Origin of the sequence: Massilia sp. CT11-137, from assembly GCF_047302885.1 — a bacterium.
GTDB lineage: Bacteria > Pseudomonadota > Gammaproteobacteria > Burkholderiales > Burkholderiaceae_D > Telluria > Telluria orientalis.
Window position 1 is genome coordinate 3342464 of sequence record NZ_JBKYMP010000001.1, and the last position, 24287, is coordinate 3366750.

General features: G+C 64.0%; 14 protein-coding genes. 3 read left to right on the forward strand and 11 right to left on the reverse strand.

The annotated features are described in order from the left end of the window. The first annotated feature begins 4 nt into the window (after nt 1–4). Nucleotides 5–877, forward strand: a complete 873-nt coding sequence (locus tag ACEN98_RS15080) for a cellulase family glycosylhydrolase (protein WP_413385607.1) — start codon at nt 5–7, stop codon at nt 875–877. Here the strand turns inward: ACEN98_RS15080 and ACEN98_RS15085 are convergent. The 11 genes from ACEN98_RS15085 to ACEN98_RS15135 form a co-directional block, all read right to left on the reverse strand. Beyond that, nucleotides 803–2167, reverse strand: coding sequence for a glycosyltransferase family 4 protein (locus ACEN98_RS15085; protein ID WP_413385608.1), 1365 nt, complete (start codon nt 2165–2167; stop codon nt 803–805). The two genes, ACEN98_RS15080 and ACEN98_RS15085, sit on opposite strands and share 75 nt — an antisense overlap. 25 nt (nt 2168–2192) lie before the next feature. Continuing rightward, entirely contained in the window at nt 2193–3377 is a 1185-nt protein-coding gene (locus ACEN98_RS15090; protein WP_413385609.1) for a hypothetical protein, read from the reverse strand. A gap of 8 nt (nt 3378–3385) precedes the next feature. After that, nucleotides 3386–4108 carry an outer membrane lipoprotein-sorting protein gene (locus tag ACEN98_RS15095; protein WP_413385610.1) on the reverse strand — a complete coding sequence of 241 codons (723 nt, stop codon included), beginning with the start codon at nt 4106–4108 and terminating at the stop codon, nt 3386–3388. Nucleotides 4109–4164: 56 nt separating this feature from the next. Further along, nucleotides 4165–5415, reverse strand: coding sequence for an ABC transporter permease (locus ACEN98_RS15100; protein WP_413385611.1), 1251 nt, complete (start codon nt 5413–5415; stop codon nt 4165–4167). Between the two features lie 2 nt (nt 5416–5417). Further along, on the reverse strand, nt 5418–6146 hold the full coding sequence (locus ACEN98_RS15105; protein WP_413385612.1) for an ABC transporter ATP-binding protein: 729 nt from the start codon (nt 6144–6146) through the stop codon (nt 5418–5420). Continuing rightward, nucleotides 6143–7927: a 4'-phosphopantetheinyl transferase superfamily protein gene (locus tag ACEN98_RS15110; protein ID WP_413385613.1), complete on the reverse strand. Its 1785-nt coding sequence runs from the start codon at nt 7925–7927 to the stop codon at nt 6143–6145. The genes ACEN98_RS15105 and ACEN98_RS15110 overlap by 4 nt, the downstream gene beginning before the upstream one ends. Continuing rightward, nucleotides 7927–9147: a 3-oxoacyl-[acyl-carrier-protein] synthase III C-terminal domain-containing protein gene (locus ACEN98_RS15115; RefSeq protein ID WP_413385614.1), complete on the reverse strand. Its 1221-nt coding sequence runs from the start codon at nt 9145–9147 to the stop codon at nt 7927–7929. Before ACEN98_RS15115 ends, ACEN98_RS15110 begins: the two co-directional genes overlap by 1 nt. Before the next feature lie 11 nt (nt 9148–9158). Beyond that, nucleotides 9159–16622 carry an SDR family NAD(P)-dependent oxidoreductase gene (locus ACEN98_RS15120; RefSeq protein ID WP_413385615.1) on the reverse strand — a complete coding sequence of 2488 codons (7464 nt, stop codon included), beginning with the start codon at nt 16620–16622 and terminating at the stop codon, nt 9159–9161. Nucleotides 16623–16655: 33 nt separating this feature from the next. Continuing rightward, entirely contained in the window at nt 16656–17468 is an 813-nt protein-coding gene (locus ACEN98_RS15125) for an AMP-binding protein (RefSeq protein WP_413385616.1), read from the reverse strand. A gap of 57 nt (nt 17469–17525) precedes the next feature. Then, nucleotides 17526–18314: a GAF domain-containing protein gene (locus ACEN98_RS15130; RefSeq protein WP_413385617.1), complete on the reverse strand. Its 789-nt coding sequence runs from the start codon at nt 18312–18314 to the stop codon at nt 17526–17528. A 1014-nt stretch (nt 18315–19328) separates the two neighbouring features. After that, the gene (locus ACEN98_RS15135) at nt 19329–20552 is read right to left on the reverse strand and encodes a 3-oxoacyl-[acyl-carrier-protein] synthase III C-terminal domain-containing protein (protein ID WP_413385619.1); all 1224 of its coding nucleotides are present in this window, start codon (nt 20550–20552) and stop codon (nt 19329–19331) included. 470 nt (nt 20553–21022) lie between these two features. Here ACEN98_RS15135 and ACEN98_RS15140 point away from each other — a divergent pair, with 470 nt between their 5' ends. Both ACEN98_RS15140 and ACEN98_RS15145 read left to right on the forward strand, forming a co-directional pair. Next, nucleotides 21023–22501 (forward strand): esterase, encoded by a 1479-nt coding sequence (locus ACEN98_RS15140; RefSeq protein ID WP_413385620.1) that lies wholly within the window; start codon nt 21023–21025, stop codon nt 22499–22501. Nucleotides 22502–22647: 146 nt separating this feature from the next. Continuing rightward, entirely contained in the window at nt 22648–24258 is a 1611-nt protein-coding gene (locus ACEN98_RS15145) for a diguanylate cyclase (protein ID WP_413385622.1), read from the forward strand. The last annotated feature ends 29 nt before the right edge of the window (nt 24259–24287 follow it).

Below are 24287 nucleotides of genomic sequence, written 5' to 3' on the forward strand. Positions count from 1 at the left end.
GACCATGCGACTCACGACAGCGGCACTGGCCGCACTCGTCCTGTTTTCCGGTTGCGGAGGCGCCGGCGGCGGCGCGGCCGTGCCGCCGGCCGCGGCCCCGGTTCCTGCGGCCGCCACGACGCCCCCGCCCACGGCGCACCCGGTCGAGCCGGGACCCGCGGTGCCGATCACGCAAGCGGCGCAGATGATCCACGCGCAGGGCGCGAAATGGGTCACGGCCGGCGGCACCGAGATCCACCTGAAGGGCGCCAACGTCGGCAACTGGCTGATCAACGAATGCTGGATGATGGGGCAGGGGTCGAACGGCGTCGACACGCAATGCAGGCTGGAGGGCGTGCTGGACAAGCGCTTCGGCTACGCGGAGCGCGACCGCCTGTTCAAGCTGTTTCGCGACAACTGGATGCAGCCGGCCGACTGGGACCAGCTCGCGCAGTTCGGCGTGAACGTGGTGCGCCTGCCGTTCATCCACACGCTCGTGGAAGACGAGCGGCATCCGGGGAGTCTGCGCGCCGATGCGTGGCACTACCTGGACGAAGCGATTGCCCAGGCGGAGCGGCGCGGCATCTACGTGATCCTCGACCTGCACGGCGCGGCCGGCGGCCAGGCCGGGGAGAAGGAGCAGCACGACGGCTGCACCGGCCCGGCCGAACTGTGGACGACGCCGGCCTACCAGGACCGCACCGTGTGGCTGTGGCCGAACACGGGCGGCTGGCAGACCTGGACAACCGTCAGCGCGACCGTGAACCTGACCGCAGGGCAGCAGGACCTGACGATCTTTTCCAAGGTCGGCGGGTCGCCCACCTCAGGGTTCGGTCACCGCATCACGTGCGGCTGCGGAGGCGCCCGTTTTCCTGGTCGCGGTCTCGAGCAGGCTTAGTACGGCATCGACCATATTGTCGACCGTGAAGCGCTTGGCGATGGCCCTGGTATTGCCTGCAAGGCGGCGGTGCAACGGGCGGTCCAGCAGCAGGCGTTCGAGCTGGGTGGCGAGATCGCCGCTGTCCCACGCCTTGAACAGGAGGCCGCCCATTTTCTCGCCGTCGCGGATGACTTCGCCGATGCCGCCATAGTCGGGCACCAGTACGGGGGCACCATGGCTCATTGCTTCAGCAACGACGAGGCCGAACGGCTCGCGATTGACAGACGGACAGACCACGCAATGGCTGTGCGCGTACAACGCGTCGCGTGTTTCGATTGAAATCGAACCCGCGTGAAAGACCTTCAGATCGAGATGGGTGGACAGATCGTCCAACACCTTGCGGTAGGCGCCGCCTTTCGCCGTCGAGCCGCAGATGACGAGTTGCATCGCCGTGTTCCGCCTGGCCAGCAGCCGGGCTGCGTAGAGCAGCAGATCGATGCCTTTCTCGGCGTCTTGGCGTCCGACATAGGCGACGATCGGATAATGCGGCGACAAGCCAGGAAAGGCCGACTTCAGGCTCGCGAACGAATGTTTGACCTTGCGCTCGGTTTGCACGATGCCGTTGTACACGACCGCGAGCGAGTCTCGCGGCACGTCCATCTCCGCGATGATCCGGTCCGCGTAGTCGGCACTGACGACGACGGATGGCCAGGCGGAAGCACGGATGGCCTCGTTGAGCATGCGGTGGAACTCGTCGAGCAGCCCCAACTGTTTAGCATGCGCGGCGAACTGCTCGTCCCCCTGGAATGTCAGCAGGTAGTCGAACTCGTGCGTGCTCATCCGTTGCGCCGCCAGGGCCAGGGGGCCGAGCGCCGCGAAACTCATCAACACATGGCTGGCCCCATCGCGTGCGAGAAGGCGTTGCAGACGCCGTGCAAGGCCCCGGTCTCCTCCGGGGCGGCCGTAGAGCGCATGGATCAGGTTGCGCAGCAGTCGGTCGACATAACCGCTGCGCGCCTGAATCGTGCGTACGCGCAGGCGTCGCGGCAACAGGAACAACAGACGGCCCACGCACTGGTCGAGGAATCCGGACGGCGTCGCGAAATGGTAGCGCGTGCCATGACACAGCATGCGGTGCGCGATGCCGGGGTCGGCGAGTTCGGCGTTCACTTCCATCATCCAGTAGATCACGACCTTGTGGCCGCGCCGCCAAAGCGCATTGGCCAGTGCCAGGTCCCGTACGGTCGAGCCGAGGTAATCTCCGCTGCCCATCGTGACGATGGCAAACGTGCGTGTCGATTCCATCATGGTCTCCCTATGGTTCTGCAAGACGCTAATACGTGTAGGACGCGCCCACGAATACCGATCTGTGCAGCAGGCTGCCGAATTCGCTGTTCGCCGCCCCGCGGTAATGCGCCGGCACGACCAATAACTGCAAATGGTCGCCCAGTTCGTATTCCGCGTTGACGATGAACTGGGATGAAACGTCATCGAGATTGCGGATGTAGCGCGCAGTCAGATTGAGTTTGCCGGCGATTTTCGTGTCGAGGAATTGCAGCATCGCGTAGCGGCGCCGCGCCAGCGGAAGGACGGGATCGAGCAATGCGCCCCGGCGCTGCAGGCACGTCTGGATCGGCGCGTCGGGGCAGCCATCCTTGTTGAAGAAATACTCGGCTGTCAGTGTCGGGCCGCTTTCCAGGGTGTACGAAGCGCCGGTAAGCAACTGCCGGTTGCGCGGCGCGACCCCTGGGCCGTTCGACTTGCGCCCGGCACTGGCTTCCGCATGCAGCAACAGCGCGTCCGACACGTTCCATCCGGCGAAACCGCCAATGCGACTCCCTTCGCCGGTCGCTTTCGATCCGATCAACGAAAAGTAGGTCTTGTCGCCAGTGAAGTCCAGCTTGACGGCGCGTGCCTTGCGATAGCGATTGATCGGATCGAGACGGCCCTTGCCGGTGTTGTCGATGAGCGAAACGGTAACGGCGGAGCTCGCGACGTAGACGGCGCGGGCATAATCCAGCCCCGGCTGTTCGAGGTTCGGGTTGTTTTTGCCGTTGTTGGCATTGAACGGATTCGATGGCGACACGAGCGAGGAGGGCCCCCACTGCAGGTTTTCCCGGCCATAGCTCAGCGTCAATCGGTCGTGCGGACGGAAGCGGATCGATCCCTCGTTCAGGAACACCTTGTGCTCGATCTTCCGGTCAGGGGACATGCCGGGATAGTCGATACGCGAGCGCGTCCAGTAAAAGCGCGGCCGCAGGTCGAATTCGAATGCGCGCAGCTTCAGGTTGAAATCGGGGCGGAACTGGAACGCGGCCTGGTTGCTTGCGATGCCCAGGCTGTTGTTCGGGTTCAGCGGCGAGGAGAGCGTATCCTGATAGAGCCCGTAAGCAAGGCCGTTGATGCGCGAATAAAATCCATCACTGATTTCCTGGGCCAGAGTCGAAGACTCCGGCGCGGCATATGCCGACCAGGACAAACCCAGGCCCACTACACATAGGGAAAGCCGTTTTCGCATCGTTAGCCTCATCGCATGAAGAGATTCAGGTTGAAGACGTAGTCAGGTATTGCTTCGATGTGTGGATTGGCGAGTTTCAGGTAAGTCACCTCCGTGTTCATCAATTCCCCCCGCAAGGTGATCCGGGACAGGAACGGACGGGTGTTGCCGTTGACCTTGACGGTATTGGCGTAATCCATCCAGGCGGATTTGAATTTCTTGCCCGATACGGTGAAGTATTCGGCCTTGATCCCGAGCAGGCGCTTTTTCGAAACCCAATAGGTGATGCGGTCGTACGTCACCTTGTCGATATTGGCTTTCAGGTCGAAGACGTAGCACTCCTCGCCGTTGACAAGTTCGTCGGGGAGCCGCGTGGCCGAGTAGTTGTCGGCATAGTTGGTCGCCGCGATATCGCCATACGCCGCGTCGCCCATCAGCTTCTGGCGCTGCGAGATCGGTACGGGCCTGCTGAGGCCCGGCTTGTAGAACCACATGTTCGTGTTGAGCATGAGGATCTTGTTGCCCCTGTACTTGGGCGGCTCCAGGCTGACACCGGCGAAATCGAAGGCACGGACCTTGATGTCGTAGACCAGCCGATCCTTGACCCTGTCGTTCTCGGACGATTCGATGGCGACCCGCCAGGCGAGGCCATCCACATTGCCGCGCGCTTCGTCCGCCGCCCTCAGGATGTCGGTGGAAGAGGGCTCGGCGCGACCGGGACACGGCAGCGACAGGAAGATCGCCAGTGCCATGGCCGGCCGAGTCCATCGGGTCAGGTACGGTGCAGTCATCGCAATCTCCTCGTTCTTCAGGCATAGCCCAGCGCATTCGGGATGGGCATGCGCGCGGCCTTGCGGGCCGGCAGGATCGCAGCAACGGTGGACAACAGCATCAGCATGAGCGTGCTGAATACCCAGTACGTGGGGACCAGGTAGATTTGCAGCGGCACGCGGCGCGCCATCTGGGGCGGTATCCACGTCGGCTCCAGCCAGCTCACCGACGTGACGACGAGCAGCGTCAGCGCGATGCCCAGCAGCGATCCGAAGCCGCCCAGCACGACGCTTTCCATCGAGAACAGCCCGACGATCCGGCGGCGCTTGACGCCCAGTGCGCGCAGCGTGCCGATCTCGCGGGTGCGCTCCATGACCGCCATGGTGAACGTGTTCACCACGCTCATCACGACGATCATGAAGACGATGACGAAGCTGACGACGAAGATCACGTCGAACATCTTTTTCGTCTTGGTGTAGAAGGGCGACAGCTCGGCCCACGTCCGGATGTCGACGTCGAGGCCGGACCGCCGCAGTTCCTGCGCCAGGATCGTCCGGAACGCTTCGACATCGGTGTCCCGGTCGAGCAGCAGCGTGACCCGATCGACGCTGTGCGTGTCGTACAGGCTCTGGGCGAACCCGAGCGGTACGATGGTGAGCTTGTCATCGAGCACCTCGACAGGCGAATCGATGAGTTGCACGAGCCTGGCGTCGAGGGCATTGATCTGGCCGCTCACAGTCGGCGACATCGCCACCGCGGTGGCGCCGAGCGGCAGATTCAGGGCCTTGGCAAGGCCATGGCTGACGCCGATGCCATTGACGTCATCGTCCGCCAGCGGTTGGCCGTCGTACTGCCGGATGCGCTTTTGGGTCGCGTTGGCGTATTTCCTGATTTTCTCGACATCGGACGGTACGCGGCCCGTGCCGATGAAGATCGTCGAGACTTCGCCGTTGCTCAACAGGCCGGACACGCCCAGCTGCGCCGTGTTGACGAGGACTTCGGGGTGGCGTGCAGTCACGCCCTCGACGGTCATCAACTGGTCCGCGGTGAGCAGGTAGCGCGTCGGGTCCAGCTTCCCCTTGTCGAGGAATCCGGTCTTGAAGATGGTGAGGTGTCCGTTTGCCTCGCCGTAGATGTAATTTTCCTGCAGGTTGTTGAAGATGTAGACCATGAATCCGCCCAGCACGTTCACGGCCACGAAGCCAAGTGCAATCGCCAGGATCGTGAAGAGGGAGCGGCGCGCGTTGCGGAAGAGATTCCGGACAGCCAGTTTGATCCAGGTGAGCATGATTAACCTCGGTTGGCAAAGGAGGTAATGTGGTTCCTGCGGTCGTCCTGCACCATGCCGTCATGCAGGACGATCTGCCGGTCGACCCGCTCCAGCAGGCGCTGGTCGTGGGTCGAGAACACGAACGCCGTTCCCTCGGTATGGCTGATCGAGCGCATCAATGCGATGACCTTGAGCGCATTGTCGGAGTCGAGGTTGGCGGTCGGCTCGTCGGCAACCACGAGCATCGGCGCGCCGACCAGTGCCCGGGCGATGGCGACCCGTTGCTGCTGGCCGCCTGAGAGCTTGGCCGGGCGATGGGCCAGATGGTGCTCCAGGCCCATGTCGGTGAGCCGTTTCAGCGCGATATTCCGCGCTTCGCGTGCTGTCGCCTGTCCGACCTGAAGCGGCAGCATGACGTTCTCCAGGGCCGAGAGTACCGGGATCAGATTGAAGCTCTGGAACACGAAGCCGATGGCGCGGTTGCGCAACGCGCTGCAATGATCGTCCGACAATGCTGCCGCGTCCTGGCCCTGGAACAGCACGCTCCCCGAACTGGGCGTATCCAGCAGGCCGCACAGATTGCAGAACGTGGATTTTCCCGATCCGGAGGGACCCCAGACGGCCACGAATTCCCCGGGGACGATCGAGACGTTGATCGCCTTGAGTGCGTCGATGCGGTTCTCTCCAAGCTCGTACTGCTTGTGTACATTCCGCATCTCGATGAGTGCCGGAACAGCGCTGACGGTCATGATTGCTCCTTGTTGTCGTGCGTGTGCACGGGACTGTCGATCGCCACGATGAAGTCGCCGTCACGCAGCGTCCTGACATCGGCGCACGCGCCGTCCGGTACGTGGCGCATGCGCAGGCTGTGGTCGTCCGCCCATGCGCACGCTTCGACATCCCGGGCCGGACGATGGAGGCCGAGGCCAAGGCGCTTGCCGAACGCCTCCTTGGCACACCACAGGCGGGTGATCCAGGCGGCTCGCTCCGGGGCGCCGTATGCCGCCAGTTGCCGCCGCTCGCCTTCGGTCGTGAAACTCGCCAGCCAATGCGCATCGTGCTCGGCGACGCGCTCGATATCGATGCCGACCGGTGCGCCGGCGGCGATGGCAACCGCGACCCCATGGCTGTGCGCGATACTGATGCGCGGGACGGGCGTCGGGGCCGGCCAGGAGGCGACGACGGGCTGGCCATGCGGGTCGTTGCGGATGGCGAACGTCGCGGGATGCAGGTCCAGGTCCGCGTTGGCCGTGCGTGCGCTCCAGGCGCGCGCCGCGTCCTTGGCCGCGACGCGCCCAAGGAGCCATTCGAGCTGACGCTGCGGGTAGTGGGCCTTCGCGTCGAACTCGATCATTTCCTCGGCCCGCAGGTAGTGACGTGCCAGCAGGGCGAGGTCGAAACCGGCGATGGTCTGCGCCGCCAGCCATTGGTAACCGATGTCGCGATCGGGGCCGGCCAGCGACCGGGTCTCGCTGAGCAGGCACCGGCTCGGGTGGCGTTGCAGGGCCACGAGTTCCGGCGCCCATTTGAATTGCCAGGACCGCCAGCCGGCGACGCGGAGCCAGGCGCCGCCCGCGCCGTCGCCGATCTCGACGTCCGCGCTGATCATCTTCAGCTGGCGTCCCGTGATCCTGATCGTGACGGGCAGGATGCTGCCTGCGGCCGGCGTCGGGCCATGGAAGTCGAGCCGCCCCAGACCGACAGGGAAGGCGGAGCTGCCGTCCTGCATGCTCCAGACGGCAATGAGCTGGCCGATGGTGTCCAGCAGTCCCGGGTCGCACAGCAGTTGCGGTTGGTCCGAGAAGGTGAACCAGTCCTGCGTGGGCCTGACCCGCAATTGCCCATGCAACCCGTCGGGGCCGATGTGCAGCGGTCCGTGCAGGCACTGGAACCGCGGTCCATGGAACAGGTGGCGGTCCGCATACAGTTGACCGGCGTCGACCGTGGTGCCGGTCGGCGGGAGGATCGATTGCGCCGGCGGCGGGGCCGAATAACGCGTGCCGAGCAATACCGTGGAAGCGATCATGCTCTCGTGCGCGGGCCCGGCCAGCACTTCCACCGCAATGCGTTTGTAATCGGCGTGCTCGTGCCCATGCTCGACCTGGCCCTTGACCGTCAACTCGAGTTCGCCGTTGTCCGACACCGCGATCCAGCGCCGGGCCGTGACGTTTTCGAAGCCGAGCAGGCCATAGCCGGGGGTAAGGCATGCGGCCGCCTCGGCCATCAGTTCCAGGCTGCCCGTCATGGGCACTACGGGATAGCATTCGCGGAGTGGCTTGACCCCCGGGGCATGGACGAAGTTATGGTCCGCCAGGAACAGGTCCGTGTCGAGCGCCAGCCGGCGCGCTACCGTGATGCTGGCGCCGGCCTGGTAGTCGAGGATCCGGTCGACGAACGGCAGGACCGGCGCCGGTTGCCGGGGCGCCGCAGTCCCGGTATCGTCGGCGCGCGCCTGGTGTGCCGCTGCCTCGAACGCCCGGCCCACGAGCGGCGCGCTGCCCGAGACCAGGTAATGATTGGTGGGTGCCATCAGATCTTCTCCAGTACCAGTCCGCCGAGGGTGAGTCCCGGGCCGTAACCGAGGCAGACGACGCGCGTGCCGGGCGCAATGCCGGGTTCGTCAACGATGCCTTTCAGGATGTGGGGAATCGTGGCCGACGACATGTTTCCGTTCTCGCGCAGGACCGCCTTGCCGACGGCGACCTGGTCGTCCAGTAGCCCGAGTTCATCCTGGATGCGTTCGATGATCGTCGGCCCGCCCGGGTGGATCGCGAATACCAGGGCTGGCTTGGCCTGCTCGAAATCGATGCCGATCCGGCCCAGCAGGTCGTCGACGAACGCGTACACGTGGCGCCTGATTACGACCTCCACCATGTCCGACGTCGTTGTCCGGAACCGGTACGGGCCCGGGACCAGGGTCATGGCGTCCGCGGAATCGGGCAGCAGGCGTTCGTTGAACGCAAGTACGCGCAGCCCCGGCAATGCGTAGTCGCGTGCATGCGATGGGGTGCACAGCGAATAGTTGATGAAACCGTCGGCGTACAGCGACATCGCGGCAATGTTCGCGGCGCTGAACTCCTCGATGTCGTGGTGGCCGGACAGCAGTTCGGTATGCACGATATCCACGCGCTGCCTGGGCGACGCCGTGCCATTCTGCCCCGATGCGAGGAAGCCATGCGCCATCTTTATCGCGGAGAAAGCGCCATGGCTGTCCACGTGATAGCAATGCGATACGCACGTGGAAAACCATTTTTTTTCCACGACCAGGCGCTCCAGCGGGCTCGGCGCAAGATAGCCCGTGGAGGTCACGTGAATCAGGTCATCCGGCGCAACCGCGGCGTCGCCATACATCTCGCCGAGGCAGTCGCCGACGATCTTCCCGTAATACTGGTGCCGGGTTTTCAGGTCCGCGCCTTTGGTATCCTCCGGGCCGGCGAAGATACGCAGGTGCGCGTGCTCGGGATCGGCCAGGAACATGTCGCCATCCATGATGCGGATGTCGGCCAGTTTCGGGAAAAAGACGAGTTGCCGCTGCCTGATCACGGCAGGCGGCACCGCATACTGTTCGAACTTGCCCTGCATGTCGGCCACGGCCTGTTGCTTGCCCTGCCGGGTGGTGATGCCATGCAGCTTGCAATAGCTGCGTGCCATGGCATATGCGGACACCTCCAGGGCAAGCCGTTGAGGCACCGGCGTGGCGACCCTGACCGGGGTGAAATTAACCAGAACTGGATAGTCGTAGTTGTCCATTGCATGCTCCGCTAGTTCGTCAGCCGCAGGGTCGCGATCTGGCCGATGCTGGACGTAATCACGATTTCGGGCTGGCGACGGGGGCCGTGCTCGAGCTCATCCAGGAAATGGCGCTGCCCGGTTGCAGGGGCGATCGGCTGGATCGAACGCGATGCATACAGCCGGCGCAGATCGTCGTTGACCATGCCCGCATCCCACGGCCCCCAGTTGATGGAAAGCGCGTGCAGGTGGGGCCAGGCATGGCTGAGCTGGTCCGCCAGCTTGTTCAATACCTCGTTCGCGGCACTGTAGTCGGCCTGGCCGATGTTCCCGAACCGACCGGCGACCGAGGACAGGAAGACGATGAAGCGCAGGGCGGCAAGGTCCAGCCGTGCCGCAAGCGTCAGCGCGGGCACGACTTTCGTATCGAACACCGAGTCGAAGGTGTCCACGGACTTGTTGAGTATCAGTTTGTCGCTGATCACACCCGCACCGTGGATGACGCCGTCGATCCTGCCCAGGCGCCGGTAGATCTCGTCGAGCAACGCGTTGAACGCCTCGTTGTCCCGCACATCCAGGCAGTGGTATTCCACCGTGCAGCCGCTGTTGCGGAAGGCCGCGAGGTTGGCCGCCATCTCGCGTTCCTTCAGGAGCTGCTTGAGTTCGGCTTCGACCGCCGCCGGCCTGACCTTTTGATGCCGTGACTGGAACCGTTCCGTCAGCAGGTGCCGCAACGCCTGCAGATCCGTCACGTCGCGTGTCAGCTCGTCCTCGTCGCCCGGCAACGGACTGCGGCCGACAAGGACGAGGTGCGGGTGATATTTATCCGCCAGCATGCGCGCAAGGTTCGCGGTAATCCCGTAGGCGCCGCCGGTCACGAGGACCACGGAACCGGGTTCGAGGGCGAATTCCCCGAGATTGTCATGCTCGCGTGCGCGCGGAACGAGATCGATGCGGTAGCGCCCGTCCTCGTCGAACCCCACCTCGATGTCGGGATTCGAACTGAACATCTCGCGCGTGATCCGGGCGGCGAGCTCCGCCGGATCGAGCGCCGGTGCGGCATCGATGCATTTCACCCGGACGTTGGCCCATTCCCGGGCGGCCGACTTCACGACGCCCAGCGTCCCGGCGCTGCCGACCGCGGTATGCGCGCCGCCAGCGAGGCCGAAGCGGCCGTCGAACGATGTCACGTTGATCAATCGGCCGGCGCCGGCGTCGGCACTGCGCCGCAGGGCGGGGCCCAGCACTTTCAGGAGCATGAACAGTGCCCGCGCATCGTTCCTGTGGTCCCACGTCGAGCCACCCTCGTCGGCGCCCATCAGGTTGATCAGGGCCCCGGGCGGCGTCTCGTCCACCCGCAGCAGTTCGGCAAGCGGCGTCACGGCGTCGAGCGAGGAAAGGTCGACCTCGAGGCGCGACGCGTCGACGGCCCGCGTGAATGCGCCGGGCACGACGTGACGAACCTGGCAGCCTTGTTCCTCGAGCCGCTCGCGCAACGCGATCGCGAGGGGCGAGACCTTGCTGACCAGGACAATGGGGACGCCGCCCGGCCAGGCGATCGTCGCGTCCGCGTCCAGCGGTGCGTCGCATGCCTGGACGACATAGCTGAGCACGGGGTCGGACTCTGCCGGTGCATCACGCGACTCCACTTCCTCATCCGGCGACGAAAGTGGAGCCGGCGCTTTTTTTGCCGGGCTCTCCGCTACTGTGGATTCCGCTTCGGGCGCAAGCAGGCGCTCGTACCACGCCACGACTTCACGCAAGGTCTTGAAACCCGACAGCTCCTCGATCAGCTTTTCTTCGTCGCGATCGCCGACGAGGCTGTGGCGTTGCGACAGATTGCTGAAGATCTCGATGCGCTTGATCGAATCGATGCCGAGGTCCGCCTCCATGTGCGCGTCCATGTCGAGCATGTCGACGGGGTAGCCGGTCCGTTCCGACACCGCTTTCAACAGCTCCGCCGAGAATTCGGCGGTCGATGCCGGCCTGGCTTCCCGAGGACTGCCGTGGGGCGCCGCCGACCGCGCTGTCATGGGAGCGGAAGAAGCGGCCAGCGGGACCGCGGCTGGCAGTTCGGGCAGGATGGGCGCCTGCGCGGGCTTGCCGATATGAATGGGGGACGGCGCGGCGCTCGCTGGCGCTGTCGCAAGGCTGGCCACGGTGGCCTGGGGGCGCGGTTCAGGCACGGGATTGACTGGCCGCGTCGACCCGACCGGCAGCACCAGCGGCGGCGCCACGAGGCGCGGACCGATGCCGGCCAGCTGTGCCTGCAGGTCGAGGAACTGGCGGAGGACGTGCTGCTGCTCGGTCTGGAATGCGAGCAGAGATTTCAACGTGTCGTGAAAGTCACCCATGTGCGATGAGGACCCGGGAAATGCTGGCACTGGCATGGCTGCGTCGCCCGATAAATCGGTGGGCAGGGGTTCTCTGCTGGTCATTGTCGTTCTCCGATGAGTAGTTGTGGCGGTGTCTTGCGATACCTGCACCGGGCGCGTGCCCGCCTGCATGTGGGCGGCGGGTACGGACGCAGGCGGTGCCGGGGGCGACGGCTGCGGAGGGGGCGTGCCGGGGCGCGGCGGCGCGGACCAGGGGACGGCCCGGCCGCCGTTCACGCGCCAGACCAACGGGCCGTGCTCGTGGCGCCGGCGCGCTTGCGCCAATGTCTCGTCGAGACCCTGCTCGGCCAGTCCTCGTCCTGAGAACCATTGCCCGAGGTTGATGGGCAATCCCCTGGCTTCCGCCTGCGCCAGCAGCTGTGCGAGTTGTTCCCAACCGTTCCTTCCCGGGGCGTCGAGCGCAAGCACGCAGTGCGGACGCGTGCCAAGGATGCGACCGACCAGGCCGGTCAGCGTCAGGCCCGGCCCGCACTCGACGAACACATGTGCGCCTGCCGCGTACACTGCCTCGATCTGATCCGTGAAGCGGACCGGTTCGGAGATATGTCGCGCCAGCAGCGAGCGCATCTGATCGGGTTCGGGCGGATAGGGGGCCGCGGTCAGGTTGGCATAGACTGGCACGCGGGGCGGCGCGAAGGCGACCGAGTTCAATTCATCGGCCAGGGCAGCTCCGGCCACCGCCATCTGTGGGCAATGGAATGCCGTGCTCACGGCGATCCGCCTGGTGCGCATGCCCTGCTGGACCAGGACCGGCAGCGCCGCCTCGATCGACTCCGGCGTACCGGCGATGATGGTCTGGTCGGGCGCATTCAGGTTGGCCACCGTGACTTGCAGACCGTAGCGGGCGATGGCCTCGTTCGCCCGGTCGCCATCCACGTCGAGGGCCGCCATGGCGCCGGCCGGGGCGCTCGTCGCGAGGCGACCGCGGGCGAGCGACAGGTGCAGCAAGGCCTCACGCGTGATCACGCCGGCCGCGCAGAGCGCGACATATTCGCCGTAGCTGTGCCCGGCAACGAAATCGGGACGCAAGCCATAACTGGTAAGAACGTCGTACGCGGCCATGTTGACCATCCCGAGTGCCGGCTGCGCGACGTCGGTGGCGTTCAGGGCTTGTTGCTGGGCATTGCGGTCGGCGTCGTTGAACGCCGGTCGCGGATAGATATAGTCGGCGATGGCGGGCTGGCCGGGATCGTTCGTTGCCGGCTGGGCGAAACAGGCGTGCAGCGCGGGCAAGTCCGTGACGAGATCGCGCAACATGTTGATGCGCTGCGCCCCCTGGCCTGGAAACAGGAAGCAAACGCCGCCGGGTGCCTCGGTGCTCTCGCGGTAATGCAGGCCGCTCGCCGGATGGATGGGTGTCCGCGAATCGAACTGCGCCAGCGCGTGCGCCAGCCTGCGGCGCAGATCGTCGACGGAGCTGGCCACGACGACCAGGCGGCACGGCTGGCCGCCGTTCGCGCGGCGCAGCACGTGCTGCTCGCGGTACAGCGAGAAGGCCAGTTGCGCCAGGTCGACTTGAGGCGCGCGCTGCAGTTGCTCCAGCAGGTCCTTGATCGCTTGTTCGATGTCGGCGCGGCTGGCGCCGGTAAACGCGAACAGCTCGACGTTGCGGGGCTGCAGGCTGGTCCTGTCGGCCGGCCGGTACGCATTGGCGTACTCGGATAACACCGCGTGGAAATTCGTGCCGCCAAACCCGAAGGCGCTGACGCCGCAGTAGCGCGGGTGGGCGCGGCCGGCATGAAGCCAGGGGCGCGGTTCGCTGTTGACATAAAGGAAGGAGCCCGGTGCAGCGAGCGCCGCCACTGGCCGCTCTACGCCGAGCGTGGGCGGCAGGACGCGGTGATGGAGCGCGAGGGAGGCCTTGATCAGGCCCGCGATGCCGGCCGTGACCTTGGTGTGTCCGATCATGGACTTGACGGAGCCGATCGCACACGCGGGCGCCGGCGCCGAACCCATCACGGTCGTGAGCGCGGCGACTTCCGACTTGTCGCCGAGCGCGGTACCCGTGCCGTGCGCTTCGATCAGCGTAACGAGGTGCGGGTCGACGCCGGCGTCCCGGTAGGCGCGCTCGAGTGCTGCAACCTGGCCTGGCGGATGCGGGGCGGTCAGGCTGCGGTGGCGGCCGTCGCTCGCGCTGCCGACGCCGTTGATGAGCGCATAGATGCGGTCGCCGTCACGCTCGGCATCGCTGAGGCGCTTGAGCACGATCGCCCCCACGCCTTCGCTGATTGCGATCCCGTCGGCGCTTTCGTCGAATGGGCGCGAACGTCCGCGCGGCGACAATGCGTGCGTCTGGGCGAAGCACATGAACCCCAGTGCGCTATTCGTGCAATCGACGCCGGCCACGAGCGCCACGTCGGCCTGGCCGTCGCGCAGCTGCCTGAAACCGACTTCGAGCGCGGCGAGCGAGGATGCGCAGGCCGCGTCGACCGTGAAGTTGCTGCCGCCGAGATCGAGCCGGTTGGCCACCCGTCCTGCGATGACGTTGCCGAGAATGCCGGGAAAACTGTCCTCGGTCCACTTCGGCAACTCCTTGTCGAACAGCGTATCGATGATGTGATCGCGGGTTTCCTGGGACAGCGACTCCACCCGCGCGAGATACAGCGGCAGTACGGTGCGCAGGTTGTAGAGCGTGCCCAGGTCGTTCATGCCGCCGACGGCCACGATGCATGCCGTGCGGTCGCGTGCGAAGGGCCGCTGGTCCAGGCGTGCATCCTCGAGCGCCTGGCGGGCGACTTCGAGCGTAAGCAGCTGGGCCGGCTCGATCGAACCGAGCGTTGCCGGTGCGATACCGTAGCGCTGGGGGTCGAATGGCATGTCGTCCAGGAATCCCCCCCATTTCGAATACACTTTGTCGGCGACGCCGCGGCGCGCCTCGAACAACTGGGCGGCCGGCCAGCGGTCGTCACTCACTTCCCGAATGGCGTCGAGTGCGCGCATGATGTTGTGCCAATAGGCCTGCAGCCCCTGTGCCTTGGGAAATTGCGCTGCCATGCCGATGATGGCGATCGGTTCGCTGGCTGCCGCGGGCTCGGCGTCTTCGCTGCGCGGCACGTGTTCCTGCAGGAGCCGCATGCTCGCACCGGATACGGCGTCGTGCAGCTCCGCCAGGCTGCAGGTCTCGTCACGCAGCCGCGCGACATCGCCCAGCATGTACAGTCCGTCGCGTCGTTGCGCGTCTTCGTCGAGGGTAATGTAGCGCTGGCTTGCAGGCACATCCGGATCGCCGTTGCGCGCGACGCCTTTCGAGGCGATGCGCAGACGGCCGATGTTCATGAGCTCGAGCGCCATCAGCGTGTCTTCGTCTGACTTGCTTTCCAGGACGAGCTGGCGCCGCAGCGCCTCGAATTCGTCGCAGAATGCGGTCCTGGCGCAGCGGGTGTAGATACCGACGCCCGACTGCAGCAACGCGGTCTCCTTGCACTGCATGGCCTGGCGCTGGAATTCCCCGACGATCGCACCGCTTGCAACGATCTCGTGGGTGAACAGGTACGCGGTACCCATCAGCACACCGACTTTCATGCCCCGCGCGCTCAGTGGTGCGGCAATGAGCGCGACCATTGCCGCCGATAACGCGTCATGGACGCCGCCGGCAAACAGGACGTGCACGGCCTCCGGATCCTTGATGTCCGCGCTGGCCAGGATGCCGACCGCTTGTTCCCACAGCACGAAGCTGCTGCGCGGGCCCGTGTGCCCGCCGCATTCGCTGCCTTCGAACACGAAGCGCCGCATGCCGCTCCCGAGAAAACTGCGCAACAAGCCGGGTGACGGGACGTGCAGATAGGTGACCGTGCCGAGTTCTTCGAGCTCGCGGGCCTGGCCCGGACGGCCGCCGGCGATGATCGCGAACGGCGGCCTGATCTCGCGCAGCACCGCCAGCTGTTCCTCGCGTAGCTCGCGCGGTACGAATCCCAGGATGCCCACGCCCCAGGGCATCGTGCCCATCAGTTCGCGGGTCGCGCGCAGGAGGGCGGCAACCTCGGGACCGCGCAGCACCGCGAGAGCGACGAATGGCAAAGCGCCCGCCGCGGCGACATCCCTCGCGAACGGCGCGACGTCGCTCACGCGCGTCATCGGGCCCTGGGCGATCGGGAAGCGCGTGCCGTGGGATCGTGCGAGCGGGCCGTCGGGCTGCAGTGCCTGCAGGGTGTTCGCCTGCCGCAGCCGGTTTTCGATGGAGTCCCGGATCGCAGTGACGATGCGGCCGACCGTACCGAAGCGCGTTCCGAGGGGCTCCGCGAGACCGATGTCGGCCCCCGCCGGGATGATCGGGTCCCCGGCGTCGAGCAAGCCGTTCAACAGGGCGTCCTGCCATTCCTCGCCCTGTGCAACCATGCGTTCGATCTCGCGCTGGCGGACACGTCCACTCCGGCTGAAGCAGCGATAAGGCGTGTCTTCGCTGCCGACCAGCGCAGTCTCGCTGCCGTCGATCCCCGACCATGCGATATTCGCGGGCGGGCAGGGTGCTTCGGCCGTCTGCCAGAGCTGTTCGCCGATGACGACACCGCGCGCGCCAGCCAGCATGACGGCCGCCGCCGTGTGCGGACCGATACCGCCCTGGATCCAGTAAGGAATTGCCAGCTTTCCCGCGCACTCCTGCGTCAGCATGAACGCCGAGCGGCGGCACACGTGGCCTCCCGCCTCATTGCCTTTGAGGACCACCCCGTCGAAGCCCGCGTCCTGTGCCGCCTGGGCCTCGGCAAGATCGCATGCTTCCAGCAGGACGGCGCGGGCGATTTTGCGCCCGGTCCTGGCTGCGGCACGAAGGTCCCCGGAACGCACGCCAGCCAACTGCAGCACGGGCGCGCGTGTTTCGAGGCCGCTATCTCCCGCCAGGTGGTTGAGGACGTCATGCCTGGCCTGGAGCAGGTCGAATCGGAGCCCCCAATTCGCCGCCTGACTCGACCAGCGTGCGACTTCGGCGACGGCCGCCGCCATGTCGCCAGGTGGCGTCCTGATGCCGAGGTCGAGGATACCAAGCGCGCCCGCGCGGCTCGCTGCGATGGCAATCTGCGGCGCCAGCCGGAATTGCGGGCTGAGCGCGATAATCGTTGGTAGTTCAGTCTTTACCGCGTTTGACGCATTCATGAGGATCTCCACGGTGTCTCTTCAAATAGGCGGTTGACCGCCCGCTCAGGCATGAGGGATGACCATCAACGCCCCTTTGGAAAATACCTGCCAGAAATTCGTTGGATCATGGCGGACGCGTGAAGACCGGCCGCCCGTGGAACGGCGGGACCTGGCAGGTACGCGGGCCGGAAATGCCAACGATTGATGGGTGCGCATTGATATGCAGACGCCGCCGCCGGGCTCGCGATACACCAGCGCGCACGCCGGCGTGCGCGCGTCGACCCTGGCCTCGTCCGGCCAGCCATGGGGCAAATCCATCGGTCCGTCGTCGCAACCCACCACCTGCAGCCTGCCGGCCTCCGGGCGCAGTGCTTGGGTGACGGGCACGAACAGGAACGGGGGCTCAAGGACATCGAACACCGCTGCTTCGAGCTGTGGACCGAGGCCGGGATCGAACTTCACGTAAGCTGCCCCGGCTTTCAGGATCGCCAGGATTGCGCGCACCTCGGCAATCGAAGGTTCGAGTCTGACGATACAGAAGCATCCCGCGTGCAGGCCACGACGCTGCAAATACAGCGCGAGTTCGTCGGCCTGATGGTCGAGCTCACCATAGGTCAGCAACTGGTTGCCTGCCTTGACTGCAGGCGCACCAGGGAATGTCTGCGCATTCACTTCGAAGCGGCGCTGCAAGGGAAGTGAATGCAGATTATTTATCGTCACGCATCCGTAATCCGATGGATGCAGTGTCCTGCATAATTTTCTGAGGATGTGTAATTCACTTCTATATTGCGGTGCAGTATACAAAGTGTCGTCATCGAGGAATAATGAAATATTACCCCGGGCCGGTATTCTTGCGAGTTCCAGTCCAACGTGCATTTCTCTCTCCCGGTCATTCCATGGGCGCTTGGTTCACGGCTCTACAGGACGGCTCTTTCATTGCTTGACGGTATGTTCTGGCATGAGTTGTTCTGGTGCGACCTGCGCTGGCATGGGGGCGGCGAGCGGCAATTCTCCTGTTTGTTTTTTGTGCTTGACGCTGCGTTTCTTCAGGCTGTTGCTGAGTTCCGAAATCAGTTCCGTGGCCACGAAAATGATCTGATTGACACTGAGGCCGGTATGCAGCATCTCGCGATAGAAAGCGCGGGCCAGCATGCGCGCGAACTGGTTCGGATTTTGCATGATCCCATTCATTAACTGCTTGACTGCCGAGTCATTGGATTGGGCGATCGCCAATTGGGCAAATCTCGAGTTGAGAATATTCTGCAGTTGGATCACCTGAATGGACTTCGTCACCAGCGGCGTGAGAACACTGAAAAGTTGCAGGTCTTCTTCTTTGAATCCGCCCGGCTGCAACGAGAGTGATGCATGGATGACTCCAACGATTTTTCCTTGTAAAACAATCGCGGATACCATGCTTTCGGTCGTGCCGTGGACATCATAGGCGCGCTCCGGACCGGCGGAGGTCTCGCTGACGGTCGCTGCATAGATCACGGGTTTCTGATTCGCCAGCAGCTCGGGCAGCGGACCGAATTGAGGCCCGCTATCGAGTGGCGTCTGCGAAAGATCGCACTCGGCCAGGATCAGGATGCTGCAGCCTTTCGCGGAGAGTATTCGGGCAATGACCTCCGACAGGGCATCGAGACACTCCTTCATGCTCCCTTCGGGAGAGAAGCGGGAGAATTCTTCCCTTAACCGGGAAGCGGTCTTATCACTCAGCATCATGGCATCCTCATAAGATTATTCAGCATCCGACTTATACATCCTGATGATTATTATGTTTTCGATGGTGAATGACGTGGGGTGTGATTACTGTCGTGAATTGAATTCGTGCCGGCTAGCAATATTTATTCTGGTGCTTCTTGCTAACTACAGTCACATGTCGTGCCTATGATTGTCGAATCCAGTGCGTGCGCTTGTAATCATTGCCATAAACCTTAATTAGACATTATCACCTGTCGAATGTGGCTGTTTGATTGCAGTCAAACCGGCGGATAAGCTCGGCCGCGCGTAAAGAGACGGCGGCGCGATATTCCAGGACATGTCGTGAAAGCACAACTTTGGTGCGTCGTGTTGGTGATAAAACGGAAGAATATATCTATTTTTGCTGCGTCGCACCATGAATTCAGAGATGACTTGATGGGGGCGGATCGATGACTGGTTTCAGGTAATGCAGAGCTTGCCAAAAAGCGCAAATCCGGATATGCCATTACTCCATCCAGGCCGTTTAGTGATTCAAGGAACCTAAGTTTAAAGAATTGAAATTATCCGAATGAACCGGCCGACCTTGTGAATTGCGCTTTGCCCGGATGAAGCATGGGATCGTTGAATTCGGCCTTGCGGGCAGTGTTTCGAGAAATTGCTCATTCGTGGACGCGAAGGTGGAAGCGGGTTGTGGCTTGATGAACGATCGCTTTCGCTCGTCAATGCCGGGCCGCCGCGGCAAGGACATCGGCGGGGCAGGGATCGGGCACGTTCATCGTTACGGGAAGCTGCGCACCTGGACAAGCGAACGGGAGGATGGTCCGTGCGACCCGCCACAGATGCGCGCTGGTGGCGCCCGGTCGGCACGGCACCATGGTGTGAAGCAGCTGGCGGCGTAGTGTGGTTCTCGCGGCCTTCGACCGCCGCGCGTAGCGGTTGAAGTGGCGCGGTGATCGCCGATACCGTGGAGGTGCGCTTGGCTTTTTTACCGGAATAAGAAGACAGGATAGGTGACGTCTCCTTATTCCTCCGGAATCAGACTTTCTCCAGTATCAGGCCGGACACCGTCAACCCAGGTCCAAAACCCAGGCACAGCACGCGCGTTCCTGGCCGGATGGCTTTTTCGTCCAGAATCGCTTTCATTATGTGCGGAATGGTCGCAGAGGACATGTTGCCGTTTTCATGAAAGACCGACTTGCTGAACGAGACCTGATCTTCGCGCAGGCGCAGTTCGTTCTGGACATGCTCGACGATTTTCGGCCCACCCGGGTGGATCGCGAACATCATCGAGTCCTTGTCGCGCTCGAAGTCCATGCCGATCCTGCGCATCAGGTCGGTGGCGAAAGCGTAGACATGCCGCTTGATCACCACCGGCACCATGACAGACAGGGTCACCTGGAACTGGTGGTCGGTCGGCATCATTGTGATCGCATCGGCGGCGTCGGGCAGGAGTTGCTCGTTCAAGGCGAGGATGCGCAAGCCCCGCAGGCCGTGCTCGCGCGCGTAACTCTCGGAGCACGCCGAATACTTGATGAAGCCGTCAGCAAACAATGTCATGGCGATGATGTTTTCGATACCGCTGTCCTCGATGTTGTGATGACCGGACAGGAGCTCGGTATGGACGATATCGATCCGCCGTTTGGGTGGAGCGGCACCGGTAAGCGACGAGGACAGGAAGCCGTGCGCCATTTTGATCGCGGGAAACGCTCCATAGCAGTGTTTATGGTAGCAATGCGTTACAGCGGTATCGAACCATTCCTTGTGTGCGACCACCCGTTCCACCGGGCTGGGTGCCAGGTAGCCGGAACTGGTCACATGGATCAGGTCGTCCGGACCGGTCATCGTATCGGAGTACATGTCCGTGACGCAGTCGTTCACGATTCTTTCATAGCTGAGGTGGCGGGTTTTCAGGTCGGCCCCCTTCGTATCGTCGGGGCCGGCGAACAGCCGCAGATGCTCCTGCGTGGGTTCTGCCAGCACCACGTCGCCATCGGAAATGCGGATATCGGTCACTTTTGGAAAGAAGACCAGCTGCCGCTGCCTGATCTGGTCGGACGAGACCGCGTATTTCGCGAATCGACTTCTCATGTCGGCCAACGCCTGGCGCTTGCCGTCCTTGCTCTCGATACCGTGCACCTTGCAATAGCCACGGGCAAGGCCGAATGCCGATAGCTCCAGCGCGAAACGTTGCGACACCGGTTTGGAGACCTGTATGGGTTTGAAATCGACCAACACCGGATTGACATCTGTATTCATCATGGCCTCCTTCTGCTCTCGGGGGATAACGCATTGATCAGGTCCAGGCCTCAGCTTATCGCCAAGTCCGCTGCATAAGGACGCGTATGCGATTTCGTTGATCCGACTCAAAGCTCAGCCATGGGATGTTTTGAAAAGAAATAACCCAGGATCAAAAAATGTTGCTTGCAAAAGTAACGGGTCAGCCGACGCCAGGACGGTTTTGTGTTGTGCGACGCAAAATGTGGGGCTTGAACAACGGTTTTCCGGACTCGGCGGAGGCGCCGCGCTTCGGTTCATGCGCGTGCCGTTCAGAGGGGAAAACGTGGGGTCCGGGCCGGGCGACGACGCGGTAGGCGTTGTGGTGCGATCGCAGCAATCTCAGCCAATCATTGATCAAACCAAAACCTTGGCAAGATTGAACGTGCAAGAGTGAGCGTTGTAAATTTTTCTTTTGAAAATTCTCATTATCAACTTCTGTTGGGGAAAAAATAATGCGACAAATCAATCTTTCACTTGCACTGTTCGTCATGGCAGTCGTTTCCGGCTGCGGCGGCGGCGATTCCAGCAATACGACCACGGATGCCGGCTCGGTGGGCTCCACCCCGGGCGGAAGCGGCACCGCGAAACCGACATTCGCTGCCCAGGTGACGTTCGGCGACAGCCTGGTCGACGTCGGCAGCTATGCGGTCGGGGGCATTCAGGCATTGGGCGGCGGTAAATACACGATCAATGGAAACAATACGACGGTGAGCCCGGCCCTGGACGGGAAGAACTGGACCGAAGTCCTGGCGAGCCAGTTGAAACTGCCGGCACCGTGCGCGGCCCAGACCGGGCTGGAAGGCGACGCCGCCAAGGGTTTCTCTATACCGGTTACCAACCACGGCGGTTGTTTCGCCTATGCCCAGGGCGGCGCCCGCGTGAGCAACCCGGTGGGGCCCGGCAACAAGCAGACCGGATCCGCGCTGGGACTGCTGACGCTCCCCGTCGCGGCCCAGGTCGCGAACCATCTCGCCGCCAGCGGTGGGAAGTTCAAGGGCGACGAAATCGTCGTCGTCATGGCCGGCAGCGCGGATGCGCTTGCTGAACTGGACAAGTTGAAGGCGGATGCGACTGCAGCCGGCGAAGCTGCCGGCAAGGAGGCCGGCGACAGGGTGGCAAGGAGCGTGTTTGCGCTCTCGCTCACTGGCCAGTTGCTCAAGGCCGGCCTGAATTCCGTGAATGCATTGCGAGCGTCCGATGCATTGATTGCCGAGCTCGCGAACCCGAAGCACACGCCCGACAGCCTGGCGCTGGTCCTGGTGGCAGCCTCGCTGCCGCATCCGGGCGATCCCCAGCCCCAACCGGGCGGCACGACGCCCGACTGGCCGTTCCTCATACCCCAGATGATCGCCACGGCGACGGCTGACGCCAAGGCCGCCGCGGCCCCGATTGCTGCCAGTGCCGCGGCGAAGGCCGGCGCCGACTATGCCGATGCAAATGGCCCGCGCGTCGTGGCCGCCATGACAAGCGCCGCGGCCGACCTCGCTGCACTGGTCAAGACCAGCATCGTCGGGAAGGGCGCGAAATATGTCGTGGTCAATAACCTTCCGGACCTGACGATCAGCCCATTCGCGCTAGCGCAGCCTGCGTCGTCCCAGGCACTGATCAAGACGATGGTCACCGCTTTCAACGACAGGCTCAAGGCTGACCTGGCCGGTCAGGCCGGCGTCCTGTTGATCGACGTGGCGAGCGTCAGCCGTGCCCACGCGGCCGACTCGAAATCCTTCGGCCTGACCAGCGTCACCACGCCGGCTTGCGGCCCCAACGCGCTCGGCGCCGTCCTGAATTCGCTTGCGTGCAATGCCAGCAATACGATCGGTGGCGACGTCAGTCATTTCATGTTTGCCGACGGCATTTATCCGACGCCGTTCGAGCATTCGTTGATCGCCAAGTATGTAGCCGACCAGATGACCCTCAAAGGTTGGCTGTAGATCCTGCGGGAGCGACGCTGGCCGCTACCGCGGCCGCGTCGCTGCATGACCGCTTGTGATGTTGTTCACGCGTGACAAAGTCTAGTTCCTGCAGGAAACAACCGGTGAGCCGATGCTAATATGTGCACGTGCTCATCCGCGCGATCATGCAAATCTTTAACTTCCTCCTGCTGGCCGGTGCCGTGACGGCGCTGTTCCTGGCCTCCGTCGCCTGGACCCGCCGTCACGCCCCCGGGGCGCCAGCGCTGCTGGCCATGCAGCTGAGCGCGGCCTGGTGGCTGACCTGCTACGCGCTGCCGTTCGCGCGGCTGTGGCCGGACGACGGGATGTTCCTGCGGATGCGCGTCATCTTCCCGGCCGTCGTCGCGATCGCGCCGCTCACGCTGGTCTTCGTGCTGAGCTACACGCGCGGCACGAACAAATGGCCCCGGTCGCGGCTCCTGGCGCTGGCCACCGTGCCTGCCGTCGTGGTCGCGGCCGCGCTGTCGCCACTGCACGACCTGTGCTTCGGCACCTGGCGCGGCGAGTCCACGGACAGCATTTTCCGGATGGGCCCCCTGTTCTGGGTCCATTCGTTGTACAGCTACGTAGTGGTCGCGAAGTCGGTGCTTGCCCTCGTGGCCGCGTACGACCGGGGATCGCGGCACGTGCGGCGGCAGACGCGCATCCTGCTGGGCGCGCTGCTCGTCCCGATCATCTGCAACGTGACCTTCATCGCCGGCGTGTCCCCGCCGGATCTCGATCCCACCCCGATCGGCCTGGTCGCGAGCGGCATCCTGGTATCGCTGGCGATCTTCCGCCGCGGCCTGTTCGATCTCGTCGCCGTGGCGCGTGAAAAGATCGGCTCGGCCATCACCGACGGCTTCATCGTGATCGACGCCCAGCGGCGTGTCGTCGAAAGCAATGCGGCGCTTCGGCGCATGTTCGACATCGGCCAGCCGGTCAAGCCGGGCCGCCTGCTCGGCGACCAGCTGGCCGAGCTGGATGAACACGTGGCCCGCCTCGGCAATGCCCCGACGACGACGGAATTCGTGCATGGCGGTGCGCGGCATCTCGAACTGCGCACGTTCGCCATCGGCGACGACGACGGCAACGCGATCGGCGCCGTCCTGATCGTCCGCGACGTCACCGAAGCGCGGACGACGTCGCTCGCCCTCGAGCAGGCGAACGCGCAGCTCAAGGCCCAGCTGGACACCATCCAGTCGATGCAGGCGCAGTTGCAGGAGCAGGTCATCCGCGATCCTCTGACGGGGCTGTACAACCGCCTCTATCTGACGGACGCGCTGGCGCGCGAATTGACGTGCAGCGCGCGGACCCGGGGCTCGTTCGCGGTCGTCATGATCGATGTCGATCACTTCAAGACGGTCAACGACGTGCACGGCCATGCGCTCGGCGACGCGATGCTGCGCGCGCTTGGGAGCCTGCTCCGGCAACAGGTCAGGCCGACCGATTCCCCATGCCGGTACGGCGGCGAAGAGTTCGTCGTCATCATGCGCGACGTGACGCTCGACCTGGCCATCGAACGCATCAACGAATTGCGGGTCGCGTTTTCCGCCCTGCGTTTCGCGTCCAACGGTGCCGATGTCGGCAGGTCGTTCTCGGCGGGCGTCGCGCTGTTTCCGCTGCATGGCCGCGACGAGGCGACCCTGCTGGCCGCAGCCGACGCGGCGTTGTATGCGGCCAAGGCCGCGGGCAGGAACCAGGTCTGCGCGGCGGCTGGGCGCGTTTCGAATCCTCGGCCCTTGTCGCTCGGCTGACGTTGCCCGCGGCTGCGCGGCTGCGCGTC

Excerpts from the sequence above, each read along its gene's own strand:
- ACEN98_RS15080 (WP_413385607.1), top strand. The coding sequence starts at position 5 with ATGCGACTCACGACAGCGGCACTGGCCGCACTCGTCCTGTTTTCCGGT.
- ACEN98_RS15085 (WP_413385608.1), bottom strand. The coding sequence starts at position 2,167 with ATGATGGAATCGACACGCACGTTTGCCATCGTCACGATGGGCAGCGGA.
- ACEN98_RS15090 (WP_413385609.1), bottom strand. The coding sequence starts at position 3,377 with ATGCGAAAACGGCTTTCCCTATGTGTAGTGGGCCTGGGTTTGTCCTGG.
- ACEN98_RS15095 (WP_413385610.1), bottom strand. The coding sequence starts at position 4,108 with ATGGCACTGGCGATCTTCCTGTCGCTGCCGTGTCCCGGTCGCGCCGAG.
- ACEN98_RS15100 (WP_413385611.1), bottom strand. The coding sequence starts at position 5,415 with ATGCTCACCTGGATCAAACTGGCTGTCCGGAATCTCTTCCGCAACGCG.
- ACEN98_RS15105 (WP_413385612.1), bottom strand. The coding sequence starts at position 6,146 with ATGACCGTCAGCGCTGTTCCGGCACTCATCGAGATGCGGAATGTACAC.
- ACEN98_RS15110 (WP_413385613.1), bottom strand. The coding sequence starts at position 7,927 with ATGGCACCCACCAATCATTACCTGGTCTCGGGCAGCGCGCCGCTCGTG.
- ACEN98_RS15115 (WP_413385614.1), bottom strand. The coding sequence starts at position 9,147 with ATGGACAACTACGACTATCCAGTTCTGGTTAATTTCACCCCGGTCAGG.
- ACEN98_RS15125 (WP_413385616.1), bottom strand. The coding sequence starts at position 17,468 with ATGCACGTTGGACTGGAACTCGCAAGAATACCGGCCCGGGGTAATATT.
- ACEN98_RS15130 (WP_413385617.1), bottom strand. The coding sequence starts at position 18,314 with ATGATGCTGAGTGATAAGACCGCTTCCCGGTTAAGGGAAGAATTCTCC.
- ACEN98_RS15135 (WP_413385619.1), bottom strand. The coding sequence starts at position 20,552 with ATGATGAATACAGATGTCAATCCGGTGTTGGTCGATTTCAAACCCATA.
- ACEN98_RS15140 (WP_413385620.1), top strand. The coding sequence starts at position 21,023 with ATGCGACAAATCAATCTTTCACTTGCACTGTTCGTCATGGCAGTCGTT.
- ACEN98_RS15145 (WP_413385622.1), top strand. The coding sequence starts at position 22,648 with ATGCAAATCTTTAACTTCCTCCTGCTGGCCGGTGCCGTGACGGCGCTG.